General features: G+C 74.0%; 9 protein-coding genes. 4 read left to right on the plus strand and 5 right to left on the minus strand.

What is annotated here, in order from left to right; genetic code table 11:
• Positions 1-118 precede the first annotated feature (118 nt).
• Together GIS00_RS09275 and GIS00_RS09280 are read left to right on the plus strand one after the other, a co-directional pair.
• Complete coding sequence (locus GIS00_RS09275; protein WP_196073199.1) at positions 119-2,269, plus strand: LCP family protein; 2,151 nt, start codon at positions 119-121, stop codon at positions 2,267-2,269.
• Entirely contained in the window at positions 2,257-2,955 is a 699-nt protein-coding gene (locus tag GIS00_RS09280; RefSeq protein ID WP_154768157.1) for a TIGR03089 family protein, read from the plus strand. Before GIS00_RS09275 ends, GIS00_RS09280 begins: the two co-directional genes overlap by 13 nt.
• Positions 2,956-2,971: 16 nt before the next feature.
• Here the strand turns inward: GIS00_RS09280 and GIS00_RS09285 are convergent, their stop codons facing one another.
• The 4 genes from GIS00_RS09285 to GIS00_RS09300 form a co-directional block, all read right to left on the minus strand.
• A complete protein-coding gene (locus GIS00_RS09285) occupies positions 2,972-4,144 on the minus strand; it encodes an acyl-CoA dehydrogenase family protein (RefSeq protein ID WP_322097766.1) in 1,173 nt (390 codons plus the stop codon).
• 91 nt (positions 4,145-4,235) lie between these two features.
• Positions 4,236-4,733 (minus strand): 5-(carboxyamino)imidazole ribonucleotide mutase, encoded by a 498-nt coding sequence (gene purE / locus GIS00_RS09290; protein ID WP_154768341.1) that lies wholly within the window; start codon positions 4,731-4,733, stop codon positions 4,236-4,238.
• Between the two features lie 47 nt (positions 4,734-4,780).
• On the minus strand, positions 4,781-6,061 hold the full coding sequence (locus GIS00_RS09295) for a 5-(carboxyamino)imidazole ribonucleotide synthase (protein WP_322097768.1): 1,281 nt from the start codon (positions 6,059-6,061) through the stop codon (positions 4,781-4,783).
• A gap of 214 nt (positions 6,062-6,275) precedes the next feature.
• Positions 6,276-7,022, minus strand: coding sequence for a GGDEF domain-containing protein (locus GIS00_RS09300; protein WP_154768158.1), 747 nt, complete (start codon positions 7,020-7,022; stop codon positions 6,276-6,278).
• Between the two features lie 453 nt (positions 7,023-7,475).
• On the opposite strand from GIS00_RS09300, the gene GIS00_RS27440 reads away from it, so the two are divergent.
• Together GIS00_RS27440 and GIS00_RS09310 are read left to right on the plus strand one after the other, a co-directional pair.
• On the plus strand, positions 7,476-12,281 hold the full coding sequence (locus tag GIS00_RS27440; RefSeq protein ID WP_322097769.1) for a sigma-70 family RNA polymerase sigma factor: 4,806 nt from the start codon (positions 7,476-7,478) through the stop codon (positions 12,279-12,281).
• A 153-nt stretch (positions 12,282-12,434) separates the two neighbouring features.
• The gene (locus GIS00_RS09310; RefSeq protein ID WP_322097770.1) at positions 12,435-12,956 is read left to right on the plus strand and encodes a GtrA family protein; all 522 of its coding nucleotides are present in this window, start codon (positions 12,435-12,437) and stop codon (positions 12,954-12,956) included.
• A gap of 21 nt (positions 12,957-12,977) precedes the next feature.
• Here the strand turns inward: GIS00_RS09310 and GIS00_RS09315 are convergent, their stop codons facing one another.
• On the minus strand, positions 12,978-14,222 hold the full coding sequence (locus GIS00_RS09315; protein WP_154768159.1) for a sensor histidine kinase: 1,245 nt from the start codon (positions 14,220-14,222) through the stop codon (positions 12,978-12,980).
• Between the last annotated feature and the right edge of the window lies 1 nt (position 14,223).

Genomic DNA, 14,223 nt, shown 5'->3' on the forward strand with positions numbered 1-14,223 from the left:
CGGACACCGCATGTCCCGGTGCCGCTCCCGCAGGGGCACCGGCGCACCCGCGCCGGACGCACCACCGCAGGACCTGTCAGCAGCACCTCTCGTGACGACAAGGATGGAAGGCCGCCCGATGACCCCACCGCCCGACGACCCGCGGCAGGGTCCGCGCCGGCCGGACCGACCCGGCGGCGACCCGCGGCGTGGTCAGGGGCAGGGTCCGGGTCAGGGTTCGGCCCAGGGCTCCGGTCCGCAGCAGCGGCCGGGCGGCGGCCGGAACAGTCAGCAGGGCCAGCACGGTCAGCAGGGCCGGCCGGGCCAGCATGGCGCACCGGGTCAGCAGGGCGCACCGGGCCAGCAGGGCCGGCCGCAGGATCCCCGCTTGCGCAACCAGCAGCCCCCGCAGGGTGGTGGCCGTTCGGGACCGCAGCCCGGACCTGTCGGGTCCGGTGGTCCGGCCGGCCCGGCCGGCCAGCAGCGCCGCAACCCGCTCGCCCCGGGCAACCTGCCGCGGGATCCCCGCACCCCGGCGGCCCGGCCCGGCAGCGCCTGGTCGGAGATCGACGCGCACCCGCACACCGCCGTGATGCCGGCGGGCATGATGCCCGATCCGGGCGAGCCGGCTCGACGACCCCAGCAGCCCGGAGGTCGGCAGGGGCCCCGCGGCCCGGTGCCGCCCGGCGGTCCCGGGCGGCGACCGGCCCCGGCCGGTGTCCCCGGCACCCCGCACCGCACCTCCGGCGGGCTCGTCGCCGGCCGGATCCTGGCCGCGGCGGTCTCGCTGGTCGTGCTGGTGGCGTCGGGCTTCTTCTACTTTCTCGCCGACAACGCCTCCACCGCGGTGGCCGACTCCAACGGCGTGGCCGACGCCGGTGACGCCGGGGTGAGCTTCCGCGGCGGTGTCAACATCCTGCTGGTGGGCTCCGACGCGCGGACCGACGCCGACGGCAACCCGCTGACCGCCGAGCAGCTCTCCCAGGTGCTGACCGAGGAGTCGAACGGCGTCAACACCGACACGATCATGGTCGTGCACATCCCGGAGGGCGGTGGGAGGGCCACCGCGGTCTCCCTCCCCCGCGACACCTGGATCCCGAAGACCGTCACCTCGGTGGTGAAGGGCCCGTACGACGACGGCACCTTCGGCACCTACCAGCCGAACAAGATCAACTCCTTCTACGGCACCGCGAAGTTCTACACGGAGGAGACGCTGGCCGCGCAGGGCGAGGGCGCGAGCCCGGCCCGGGAGCGGCAGTCCAGCGAGGCCGGCCGGACCATGCTGGTCAAGATCGTGCAGGCGTTCACCGGGCTGAAGATCGACCACTACGCCGAGGTGAACCTGATCGGCTTCTACACGCTGTCCGAGGCCATCGGCGGCGTGCCGGTGTGCCTGAACGCCGCGGTCGACGACCCGTTCTCCGGGGCGAAGTTCGCCGCCGGCCCGCAGGAGGTGTCCGGCAGCGCCGCGATGGCGTTCGTCCGGCAGCGGCACGGCCTGCCCGGCGGTGACCTGGACCGGGTGCGCCGGCAGCAGGCCTTCCTGTCCGGCGCGACGCAGAAGATGCTGTCGGCCGGCACCCTGACCTCGCCCGGCAAGCTGTCCTCGCTGATGGACGCGGCGAGCAAGGCGCTGGTACTGGACAAGGACTTCGACCTGCTGACCTTCGCCTCGCAGATGGCGGGTCTGTCCGGCGGCAACGTCGACTTCACGACGATCCCGACCACCGGCGCGACCACCGACCCCGACGCGGCCGGCAAGGACGCCCTCGGCACCGACCCGGCGGTGATCAAGCAGTTCTTCGCCAACCTGTCCGGCGGGTCGTCGGCCGGTGGCGCATCCTCCGGCAGTGCCTCCGGCGCCGCCACCACCTCGGCCGCGTTCGACCCCTCCTCGGTCACGGTGGACGTGCAGGACGCCACCGCCGCGGCCACCGCCGGCACCCCGGTGATGGACACCCTGGCGGCCGCCGGCTTCGTCCGCGGCCAGAACGCCGATGCGCCGGACATCGACGAGAGCAACCAGCACGCGGTGACCACCATCGCCTACCCGAAGGGCGGCCAGGCCGCCGCCCAGCAGGTGCTGGACACCCTCGGTTTCGGCGAGCTCAGCGAGGACGCCTCGGTCGAGGCCGGCCACGTGGTGGTCGTCGTCGGCACCGACTCGACGGGCAGCGGGCTACGCTCCCCCGGCCGCGCCCTGGTGTCCGCCCCCGCCCCGCTGGTGGTCGAGGAGACCACGCCCACCGGCGCCGACCTGAATGCGAGCACAGTGCCGTGCGTGAACTAGGCGGTGTCACCGGTCGCATCCTCGGACCGCTGCAGCAGGGTGACCCGCACCGTCCCCGGCTGACCGTACTGGGCGCCGACGGCGCCCGGACCGAGCTGTCGACCGCCTCGCTGGCGAACCTGGCGGCCAAGGTCGCCGGGCTGCTCCGGGACGAGATCGGCGCCACAGAAGGCGATGTCGCCGCCGTGCTGCTGGACCGGTCGTGGCAGACCGCACCGATCCTGCTCGGTTGCTGGTGGGCCGGGCTCACCGTGGGCACCGACGACGATCCCGCTGCGGTCGCGGCCTTCGTGCCCGAGGGTGCCGACGCCGCGGTCGGCGCCGCCGACGAGGTGTTCGTGGTCACCGCCCACCCGCTCGGCCTGCCGTCCGCCGGGATCGCCGCCCATCAGCGGGATTTCACCACCGCCGCGATGCCGCAGGCAGACCGGTTCGGAGCGGGCCGGGTCGAGTTGTCGGCGCCGGCGCCGGCGCTGGACGCCGTGACCGGTGACGACCTGCTCGCCGCCGCAGCGGATCTCGCCGCGAGCTGGGGCACAGCCGCACGAGTGGCGGCCCGCACCCCCTGCGCCGTCACCGATCTCGCTCCACTGCTGCTCGGCGCCCTGCTCGCCGACGGCTCGCTGCTGCTCGCACCCGACGGCGTCCCGGTCCCCGACGGCGAGCAGGTCACGGTCGAGATCTGAACCAGATCAGCGATGTTCAGCGGAGCAGTGAGCGGGCCATCACCAACCGCTGCACCTGGTTGGTGCCCTCGTAGATCTGGGTGATCTTCGCGTCCCGCATCATCCGCTCCACCGGGAAGTCCCGCGTGTACCCCGCACCACCCAGCAGCTGCACCGCATCCACCGTCACCTTCATCGCCGTGTCCGAGGCCAGACACTTGGCCGCCGACGCCAGGAACCCCTTGTTCGCATCCCCCCGCTCGGTGGCCGCCGCCGCCTGGTAGACCAGCGTCCGCGCCGCCTCGATCGACATCGCCATGTCCGCGATCATGAACTGCAGCGCCTGGAACTCCGCCAGGTGCTTGCCGAACTGCTTGCGCTGCTTCACATAGTCCACCGACACATCCAGCGCGCCCTGCGCGATCCCCACCGCCTGCGCCCCGATCGTCGGCCGCGTGTGATCCAACGTCGCCAACGCCGTCTTGAACCCCGTCCCCGGCTCCCCGATGATCCGGTCCCCCGGGATCCGGCAGTTCTCGAAATGGATCTCCCGCGTCGGCGACCCCTTGATCCCCAACTTCCGTTCCTTCGTCCCCACCACAAAACCCGGATCATCTTCGTGCACCACGAACGCCGAGATCCCGTTCGCCTTCTTGTCCGGATCGGTCACCGCCATCACCGTGTACCAGGCCGACACCCCGGCGTTCGTGATCCAGCACTTCGTGCCGTTCAACACCCAGTCGTCCCCGTCGGCGACCGCCCGGGTCCGCATCGCCGCCGCATCACTGCCCGCCTCCCGCTCCGAGAGCGCGTAGGAGATCGTCGCCTCCCCCGCCGCCACCGACGGCAACACCTTCGCCTTCAGCTCCGCCGACCCGGACAGGATGATCGGCATCGACCCCAACTTGTTCACCGCCGGGATCAACGACGACGACGCACACACCCGCGCCACCTCCTCGATCACGATCACCGTCGCCACCGCGTCCGCCCCCGCACCCCCGAACTCCTCCGGGACGTGCACCGCGTTGAAACCCGAAGCGGACAGAGCTTTCTCGGCTTCGACCGGGTAGCGCTCCTGCTCGTCGCACTCCGCGGCGAACGGCAGGATCTCCTTCACCGCGATCTCCCGCACCGCCTCCCGGACAGCGCGGTGATCCTCGGACAGGGCGAACAGCTCGGACTCGGGACTCGACGACTCAGGATTGGACACAGTGCCACCTCATCGGGACGGGGCCCTCGCGCTCAGGGTTCGCTACCGGCCGGTAACTTGCATCCTAACCAGCGATCGGCGGTCCGGCCCGTCAGGTGGTGCCGGGCTCCCGGACGGCCCGCTGCAGCAGCTCGTCCTTGGCGGCGACCATGGCCTGCAGGTCGTCCCGGTAGGCGGCGAGTTCGCCGGCCAGCTCCCGACCCCGGTCGTCACCGGCCGAGGCCAGCACCCGCACGGCCAGCAGCCCGGCGTTGCGGGCCCCGCCGATCGACACCGTGGCGACCGGGATGCCCGCGGGCATCTGGACGATCGAGAGCAGCGAGTCCATGCCGTCCAGGTACTTCAGCGGGACCGGCACGCCGATCACCGGCAGCACGGTGGCCGAGGCGACCATGCCCGGCAGGTGCGCGGCGCCGCCGGCGCCCGCGATGATCACCCGGATCCCCCGGTCGAGAGCGGTGCGGGCGTAGTCGAGCATCTTCTCCGGGGTGCGGTGCGCGGACACCACGCCGACCTCGTACGGGACGCCGAAGTCCTCCAGGATCTCGGCGGCCTCCTTCATCACGGTCCAGTCGGAGTCGCTGCCCATGATCAGCCCGACCACGGGGCGATCAGCACTGCCTGTGCTCGCTGTACTCACCGGCCGGTCCTCTCGATGAACGGGACCGCCGCGGTGGTGGCGGCGGTGTGCGGGTCCCATCCGTCCGTCCACTCCCCCGTCGACAGCCAGTCGGCGGCCAGCCGGGCGGTGCGGCGCAGCCGCGCCAGGTCGGACCCGAGAACGTTGACGTGACCGAGCTTGCGGCCCGGCCGGAACGCCTTGCCGTAGAGGTGCACCTTCACCTCGGGGAAGCGCGCCGACAGGTGGTGCACCCGCTCGTCCATCCCGATGCCGGCGCCGGCCCCGTCGGCCGGGCCGCCGAGCACGTTGCCCATCACGGTCCACGGCGCGAGCGCATCGGTGCGGCCCAGCGGATAGTCGAGCACCGCCCGCAGGTGCTGCTCGAACTGCCCGGTGACGGCGCCGTCCATCGACCAGTGGCCGGAGTTGTGCGGCCGCATCGCCAGTTCGTTGACCAGGATGCCGTCCGGCGCGGTGTCGGAGACCGGCACCTGGAAGAGCTCCACCGCGAGCACCCCGACCACCCCCAGCTCGCCGGCGATCCGCAGTGCGAGGCGGGAGGCGGCGGCTGCCACCCTGCCGTCGAGATCCGGTGCCGGGGCGATCACCTCGACGCAGATGCCGTTCTCCTGCACGGTCTCCACGATCGGCCACGCGGCCGCCTGCCCGAACGGGGACCGGGCGACGACGGCGGCGAGCTCGCGCTCGAGCGGGACCAGCTCCTCCAGCACGAGGTCGGTGCCGGGGCCCAGCTCGGCGAGCAGCGCGGCGGCCGCCGGCTCGTCCTGCAACACCCAGACCCCGCGGCCGTCGTAGCCGCCGCGCGCGGTCTTGAGCACGACCGGCCAACCGGGTGCGGCGAAGTCCACGACGGCGGCGAGGGTCGCGGCCGGATCGCGGTCCGCGGCGCCGGGCAGTACCGCGTACCGCGGCACCGGCGCACCGAGCGCAGCGAGCCGCTCCCGCATCAGCGCCTTGTCCTGGGCGAACTGCAGGGCGTCGGCGCCCGGGTACACCAGGTGGCCGGCGGCGACCAGGGCCCGGATGTGCTCACCCGGAACGTGTTCGTGGTCGAAGGTGACGACGTCGCAGCCCTGCGCGAACCGGGTCAGCGCCTCCAGGTCGGTGTGCGTGCCGATCTCCACCTCGGGGGTGACCAGGGCGGCGGAGTCGTCGGGCGACTCGGCGAGCACGCGCAGCGTCTGGCCGAGGGGGACGGCGGCCTGGTGGGTCATCCGGGCCAGTTGCCCGCCGCCCACCATGCCGACGCGGGGCATTCCGGTCCGTGGATCCACGAGGAACGAGAGTAGTGGCCCGGATCCGGGCTCCCCGACCGCAGGAGGGTGGGGGTGGGCGCGATCACCCGCGTCTTCGCAGCGGGATCGGGCAGGTGCCGTCCTGGTGGAGGCCGGGGCGTGCGCTTCGGGGGGCGCACGCCCCGGCTCCCTCGTCATCGGCTGCGACCGGACCGGGAATTCCGATCGTCACCGATGGCGTCTCGATGCGGCCTCAGCGGCCGAGTTCGCCCAGCAGGTCGAGGGCGGAGTTGTAGGTCGGCGGCAGGTTCTCGATCCAGACCTGCGGGTCCGGGATGGAGGCGGCCGGGTCGACGGCGAGCTGCGAGCCGATCATCGTGGCGAGCAGCCGGGCGCGGCGGGCGAGCACGGCATCGCGGTCGGTGAGGACGACGGCGACGGACGGCCCGAGCTGGGCCAGGGTGCGGCCGCCGTCGAAGACGGAGCGCATGACGTCGGCGGACAGGATCATCGGCAGCACCCGCTGCCAGCCGGTGCGGTCGGTGAGGTCGAGGCGGACGACGACAAGGGCACTGCTGTCCGGGACCGCACCGCCCTCGACCTCGGCAGCGCGGTAGATCTCGGCCAGCCGGACCTTCAGGTACTCGGGGGTGACCAGGCCGGTCAGCGGGTCGGACACGGCGGCCGGCGGCGCGGTGACACGGTCCGCCCAGCCCAGGGAGACCGCGCGGCGCAGGCTCTCGGTGTAGCGGGGATCGGTGATGGTGGCCAGGACGTCGATGTCGGCGAGGGCCTCGGCCAGCGAGACACCGGCGGCGGCGCGGGCCCGGCCCAGCCGCTCGGCGGCGGGCCAGATGTTGCCGCCCTCGTCGATCGCCTCGCACAGTGCCTCGACCGCCGGGTCCTCCCAGTCGGCCGGGAAGGTCCACGCCAACGAAGTGGTGCGGAGCCGCCACTCGTCGTGGAGCTCCGAGCTGCCCGATGTCACCGGCCGTCCCATGTTCGTGTCTCCTTCAGCGTCACCTGTGCACCGTTCCTCCCGGTGGTGCCGGTGACGCGTCCCGGATCGATGACCGTCCCCGACGAGTACCGATCGCTGCGGTTGTCGCGGCCCGTGAGCCGCCTGTCCGTGTCGTGCAGCAAAGGGACGTCCCGGCCCGGCGATCGTCACGCAGATCGCAGGAAAACTTTGCAGAATCTTCCGTGGTTGGGCTGAACGAGTGACACCGCTCGAATTTCACTCCATTGATCGTCACAATAGTGAGCCAAGTGATCACACCGTGTAGAAGTCAGCGGAGCGATCAGGCCTCACAATGAACTGAACCCCTCAGCTCGGCATCAGCAAGCAGGGTCGGACGGCGCCGGAAACGGCACCGCCTGCGTGTCCGGGTGGGTTCAGGCGGGGCCGCGGCCGTGCCGAAGTGACGGAGAAGTAGCAATTGGGGAGCGGACAGTGACCACGGGCCACGATCACGCGCAGCTGGCGAGCGACGCCGAGCTGATCACCCGCGTGCGCGCCGGTGACCGCAAGGCGTTCGGCGACCTCTACTCGCGCCACGCGTCCGCCGCCGGCACCCTGGCCCGGCAGTTCGCCCATTCGGCGGCGGAGGCCGACGACCTGGTCTCCGAGGCCTTCGCCCGCGTGCTGGACGGCCTGCTGGACGGCAAGGGTCCCGACACCGCCTTCCGCGCCTACCTCTTCACCACGGTCCGGAACACCGCGTACGACCGCACGCGCAAGGACAAGCGGCTGCAGTTCACCGACCAGATCGAGACCCACGACACCGCGGTCGAGCAGGACGACCCGGTGCTGGCCGATCTGGAGAACGGTCTGGTGGCGCGGGCGTTCGCCGGGCTGCCCGAGCGGTGGCAGACCGTGCTGTGGCACACCCAGGTCGAGGGGCAGAGCGCGGCCGAGGTCGGGGTGCTGCTCGGCATGGCACCGAACGCGGTGTCCAGCCTGGCGTTCCGTGCCCGGGAGGGGCTGCGCGAGGCGTACCTGCAGGCCCATCTGGCCGAGACCGGCGCCGAGCTCTGCCGCACCACCGTCGACCGGCTCGGCGCGTGGACCCGCGGGGGCCTGTCCAAGCGGGAGAAGGCCCAGGTCGACGCCCACCTGGAGACCTGCGAGCGGTGCGGCGCGCTGGCCGCCGAGCTCGCCGAGATCAACACCGGGCTGCGCGCCCTGCTGGCCCCGCTGCTGCTGGGCGCCGGCGCCGTCGGCTACCTGGCCACCCTCGGGCCGGTCGCCCCGCTGCTGCAGGTCGGTGCACTGACCGGTGCGCAGGGCGCCGGGGTCGGCACGGCCGCCGGGACGGGTGCCGCGGCCGGGACCGGGGCTGCCGCTGGGGCCACCGGAGCCGGAGCGACCGGCACCACGGGTGCCGCCGCCGGAGCAGGGGCCGCAGGAGCAGGCGCCGCCGGAGGCGGAGCGGCAGCCGGCGCGGGAGCTGCCGGCGCGGCAGGCGCAGGCGCGGCCGGCGCCGGGGCAGCGGCGGGTGCGGGAGCGGCGGGAGCAGGAGCGGCCGGCGCCGGTGCCGCCGCCGGAGCCGGAGCAGCGGCCGGAGCGGGAGCCGCAGCAGCCGGAGCCGGCGCGGCCGGTGCCGCAGCCGCCGGCGCGGGTGTCGCGGCCGGAGCGGGGGTAGCGGCCGGAGCAGGTGCGGCCGGTGTCGCAGCCGGCGTGGGAGCAGGGGCCGCCGTCGCGGCCGGGGTCGGGGCCGGTGCCGCGGCGGCGGCCTCGTCCGGGATCCTGGCCACCGTGGTCGCCGCGGTGGCCGGTGCCGGCGGTGCGGTCTTCGCCGGCGCGGCCGCGGTCGTCGCGGTCGGCGTCGCCGTCGTCACGCTGAGCCTGAGCGGTGGCGGGACCCCGCCGGCCGCGGTCGACGACCCGGGCGTCGCGCAGAGCATCACCACCGGTGTGCCGGGCACCGCCACCGGCGGGACAGCGGTCACCGGTACCCCCGGCACCGGCGGCACCCAGGCCACCGGCGGCACCGACACCGGCGGCGTTCCCGGCCCCGTGGTGACCGGCACCGACGGCCTGCCGGTCACCACGGTGATCACCACCGACGGCACCGTCATCACCACCGGAACCGTCGGGACCACCGGCACCGCCGCCACCGACACCGCAGTCACCACGGCGACGACCGCCACCGACGGCGCCCCCACGGTGCCCGTGCTGCCCCCGGGGGTCACCGACACCGGGATCCCGACCGGCACCACCGTGCCCACAGCGCCCACGACGGCCACCGACCTCACCGGGACCGGCCCGTCGGCGACCGACACCGCCGGCAGCACCGCGCCGACCGGCGCGACGACCGGCCCGACCACACCGACCGACCTGACCACCACACCCACCGACCCCGGGACCACCACGCCCACCGGCCCCGCGCCGGATCCGGACGCCGGGGTGGCCGTGTCCGGCTCGCCCGCGGTGGGCACCGTGATCGCCGGCGGCGGTACCGGGTCGCTGTCGATGTCCATCACCAACTCCGGCCCGGTCAACAGTTCCGACGGCCGCCCGCTGACCGTGTCCGCCAGCTCCGGCCTGCTGGTCTCCACGCCCGGCTCGTCCACCGGCACCGCGCTGCGCGGCGGGGTGTCCGCCTTCGCCGCCACCCCGTTCGTCGGGGCCGCCCCCGGGGACCCGGTCACGTGCACCGGCACCGTCCCGGCGCAGACGCTGTCCTGCGTGCTACCGGCCATCGCGCCCGGCTCGACGCTGACCCTGACCTTCCCGGTGACCGCGGACACCACGACCGCCTCCGGCACCGTCGACATCACCCTCGGCGCCACCACCACCGCCGCGGGCAGCACCACCAGCACCCCCGTCCAGATCCCGGCCGGCTACCAGGCGGTGAGCATGGTCGGCACCGACCTGGGCGCGCCGGCGCTGGACCGGGTCCGGCTGACCGCCGACCTGCGGACCGGGGTCACCGACCCCGGCACCATCCGGCTGCCGGCGGCGGTGGGCGGCGGTCTGCGGATCGTCGACCTGCCCGGTGCCGGCTGCAGCTGGGCCGATGCCGAGCAGACCCTGCTGGACTGCACCGCCGGCGCGCTGGCCGGCGGCGGGGTGGCCGTCGACGTGCGCGCGGTGAACGGGGCGGCCGGCGACATCGCCGCCACCGCCACCGATCCCGCCGGACGGTCCGTCGCACTCACCGACGCGGTCACCGTGGCGGCCTCGCCGCTCGGCGCCTACGCCGACGTGGTGCTGGCCGGCCCGGGCGCCCCGATCCGGCCGGGCACCGCCGACACGGTGACCCTCACCGGCCTGCCCGTCAGCGGCGCCGTCCGCAACCCCGGTGTGCTCACCGTGCCGGTCGACCTGGCGCCCGGCGTGACCGTCGAGGGCGTGCCGGCCGGCTGCGCCGTCGAGTCCGGGACCGTCCGTTGCGTGCCCGCCGACGGTGTCGCACCGTCCTTCGCACTGTCCGTCTTCGTCGACCCGTCCTCCCGCGCCTCGTACTTCCCGGGTGACGACCTGCCGTCGACCGCGACCGTCGCCAACGGCGGCAGCACCCCGATCGGCGTCGGCAACACCGGCCTGGTGGCCGACCCGGACCGCACCGGCTACGACGCGCTGACCATCGCCGACACCACCGCCGGCGGCCTGACCGCCGGCGCCGACGGCACCGTGCAGATCACCGCCACCCCGGGTGCCGGTGTCCGCGATCCCGGTGTCGTCAGCTTCGTCAACACGATCACCCCCGGCCTCACCGTCGTCGGCAGCCCGGACGCCGACTGCACCGTCGGCCCGAACGTCACCAGCTGCACCCCGACCCTGCTCGGCCTGGGCGACGCCCCGGTGGACACCTGGACCCTGCAGGTCACCACCGCGACCGACGCCCGCGGCACCCTTGCCGCGCCGCCGGCCACCCTGGAGGGCCGGCGCAGCCAGCGCACCACCGGCGACCTCCCGGTCGTCGGCGGTTACGGCAGCTCCTCGCTGACCCTGCCCGGGGGCGGCGCTCCCGCGCTCGACGCCGGCACCACCGCCACCGTCCGGTGGCAGGTCGATCCCGCGGTCCCGGCGGTCACCTCGCCCGGCCCGGCCACCCTGCCGACCGTGCTCGCCGACGGCCTGGTCGTCGCCTCGGCGCGGGGTGCCGGCGGCACGGCCTGCACGGTGGGCGCCTCGACCGTCACCTGCGACCCGGGCACCTCCGGCACCATGACCGCCGATCTGCAGGTCGTCGCCCTCCCGCGGTCCGCCGGCGGCCGGGTGCTGCCGGCCACCGGCACGGACACCGGACGGGCACTGCCGCAGCAGGCCGGCGCGAGCATCTCCGCGCGTGCCGCGGGGGCGTCGATCCCGTCGATGACCGGGCCGTTCGGCGGCACCATGGCCGCCGCGCAGACCATGGAGTGCATCGGCGGCTACGCCCGCGGCACCTGTGACCCGCTGGCGCTCACCCCGACCACCGTCACCCGCCAGTTCACCGTCGACGACACCGCCGTGTTCGCCGACCTGACCTGGGCCGCGGCCGCACCCGGCCGCACCGGCACCGACTGCAGCACCCCGACCACCTCCCTCGGCACCGCGGCGGTCCGCTGCCTGTCCACCGTCTCGGTCTCCGTCGACGGCGGCGCACCGGTCACCGTGACAGGTGTGCGTCCGCCGAGCGCGGTCGACGTCAGCGGGCAGATGTACGTCCGGTCCGCCGACCTGCTGGCCTATCCGGACCTGGCGGCCGCGCTCACCCCGGGCACGCACACGATCACCGTCACCGACCTGCACGCCCGGACCACCGCGGCCGGCATCGCGCCGTTCGGCGCCTGGTCGCTGTCCGTGCTGTGGGTGACCCCGGGTGCGTCGCCGACCACCGTCACCACCGCCAACCCGGGCGCGCTGACCTCGAACTACACCGGCGGCAGCCGCTACACCCGGGTCGCCGACGCCGGCGCGGCGATCGACGACCTGTGGTTCACCCTGTGGGCGCCGGATCCCGGCCCGCGGAAGTGGCTGTCGGACTCGAGCGACCCGCAGGGCGTGCTGCTCGCCGAGCAGGGCACCGAGCGGACCGGCGCCACGGGCGTGGAGACCCGCGACGACGGGCCCGCCGCGGTCGGGTACTCGCTGGTGCACACCGCGCCCGGCCTGGACCGGTCGTTCGACACCACCCCGGCCGATCCGGTGGTGACGGCGGGCATGCCGGAGAGCTTCCGGACCCACCAGCTCAGCTTCGCGCTCACCACCTCCGGGCGCGACGACGTCTGGGTCGGGCCGATCCTGATCGTCCGCGACGCGGGCTGATCGTCACCTCCCGCAGCACACCACCCCCGTCCCCCACCCGATCGGGTGGTCGGCGACACGCTGTGCAGTGGCTCCGGCCGGTGTGTGATCCGTGTGGTGTGACAGATGCTGTGATCAGGCACGACGGGTGGATTCCGGGCTTAGACTGATCCGGTGAATCTGGTCGAGCGCGTGCGCGAGGTGCTGCCGCCGAAGTATCGCGAGCTGGCGAAGTTCCTCGTCGTCGGCGGGTCCTCCTGGGTCGTCGACTCGGGATTGTTCCTCATCCTGTCGCACACGATCCTGGACGAGAAGGTGATCACCTCCAAGATCATCTCGATCCTGGTGTCGACCATCTTCAGCTACATCCTCAACCGGGAGTGGTCCTTCAGCCATCGCGGCGGCCGCGAGCGGCACCACGAGGCCATGCTGTTCTTCCTGGTCAACGGGATCGGCCTGCTGCTGAACCTGGTGCCGCTGTGGATCTCGCACTACCTGATCGGGATCAGCCAGCCGGACTACTCGCGGCTCACGGTGAGCGTCGCGGACTTCGTCTCCGGCAGCATCATCGGCACGCTGATCGGCATGGCCTTCCGCTTCTGGGCGTACCGCCGCTTCGTCTTCCCCGACGAGCTCAGCAGTGCCGACGAGCAGCAGGGCACCGGCGGCGAGCCCCCGGTCCGCGCCGGCAGCTGACCCGGAAGGGTGCGCGGCCGCTCAGGGCCGGTGCGCCAGCAGGTAGATCGCGAAGGTCGGCGGAGCCGGCCGACGCAGTTCCAGCCGCCCGCCGTCGGACTCGACGAACGCCCGGGCCAGGTCCAGCCCGATCCCGGTGCTGGACGCGGTGGACATCCCGCGGTCGAAGATGTGCGCGGCCAACCCCGGGGTGATCGGTCCGCCCTGGTCCTCCACCTCGGTGACGACGGTTCCGGCACCGTCCCGGACGGTGACGGTGACCGTTCCGGCCCCGTGCCGCAAGGCGTTGTCCAGCAACACCTCCACCGCCTCCCGCAGCCGGACCGGGGTGGCGCGGACCACGGTGTCGGCAGCGCCGGTCACCAGGTCCAGCCGGCGGCCGGCGGCCCCGAAGGTCGGTTGCCAGCGGTCCACCAGGTCGACCAGCAGCGGGACCAGCGGCAGCGGCTCGGCGCCGGCCGCCCGGCGCTCCCGGGCGGTGGCCAACAGGTCGTCGACCACCGCGACCAGCTGGTCCGTCTGCTGCAGCGCGGCCCGGGCGGCGGCCGCCAGGTCCGGGTCCGGCTGCGTCGCCAGCTCCTCCACCTGCAGCCGCAGCCCGGTCAGCCGGGTGCGCAGCTGGTGGGTGACGTCGCCGACCAGGTCCCGTTCCCGGCCGATCAGCGCCGCGATGTCGCCGGCCGAGGTGTCCAGCACCTCCGCGACCCGGTCCAGTTCGGCGATGCCGTAGCGCTCGGGTACCGGCCGGAAGTCACCGGCGCCGAGCCGGGCCGCCCGGTCCGCGACCTGCACCAGCGGCCGGGACAGCCGGCGGGCCAGCACCAGGGCGATGCCGGCGCCGACTGCCAGCGACAGCAGCACCGCGGCGGACACCAGCAGCAGCGCGGTCCGCTGCTCGGACTCGATCCGGTCGGCCGGCACCGACAGCCGGACGGACCCGCCGCCCGAGAGCGAGACCTCCTCGGCGAACCGCTCCTGCACGGCGGGGTCGAAACCGGGCCCGGGCACCTCGCCCGCCCGGCCACCGGACATCCGGACCTGCAGCAGGCCGCCGTCGGGCACCAGCAAGGCATACGGGGCGAGATCGAGCTCCGGCAGGGCGGCCTGCTCCCCCAGCGAACCGGCGACCGATTCCAGCCGGCCCAGCAGGTCGGTCCGCACCCCGTCGGTGACCAGCCGGTAGGAGACGATCGCCAGCGGCACCCCGAGCGCCAGCACCGATGCCAGCATCACCATCAGGATCGACGCGAGGACCCGGCGACGCATC

The sequence above is a fragment of the Nakamurella alba genome (assembly GCF_009707545.1).
Taxonomy (GTDB): Bacteria; Actinomycetota; Actinomycetes; order Mycobacteriales; family Nakamurellaceae; genus Nakamurella; species Nakamurella alba.

Excerpts from the sequence above, each read along its gene's own strand:
- purE (WP_154768341.1), bottom strand. The coding sequence starts at position 4,733 with ATGGGCAGCGACTCCGACTGGACCGTGATGAAGGAGGCCGCCGAGATC.
- GIS00_RS09315 (WP_154768159.1), bottom strand. The coding sequence starts at position 14,222 with ATGCGTCGCCGGGTCCTCGCGTCGATCCTGATGGTGATGCTGGCATCG.
- GIS00_RS09300 (WP_154768158.1), bottom strand. The coding sequence starts at position 7,022 with ATGGGACGGCCGGTGACATCGGGCAGCTCGGAGCTCCACGACGAGTGG.
- GIS00_RS09275 (WP_196073199.1), top strand. The coding sequence starts at position 119 with ATGACCCCACCGCCCGACGACCCGCGGCAGGGTCCGCGCCGGCCGGAC.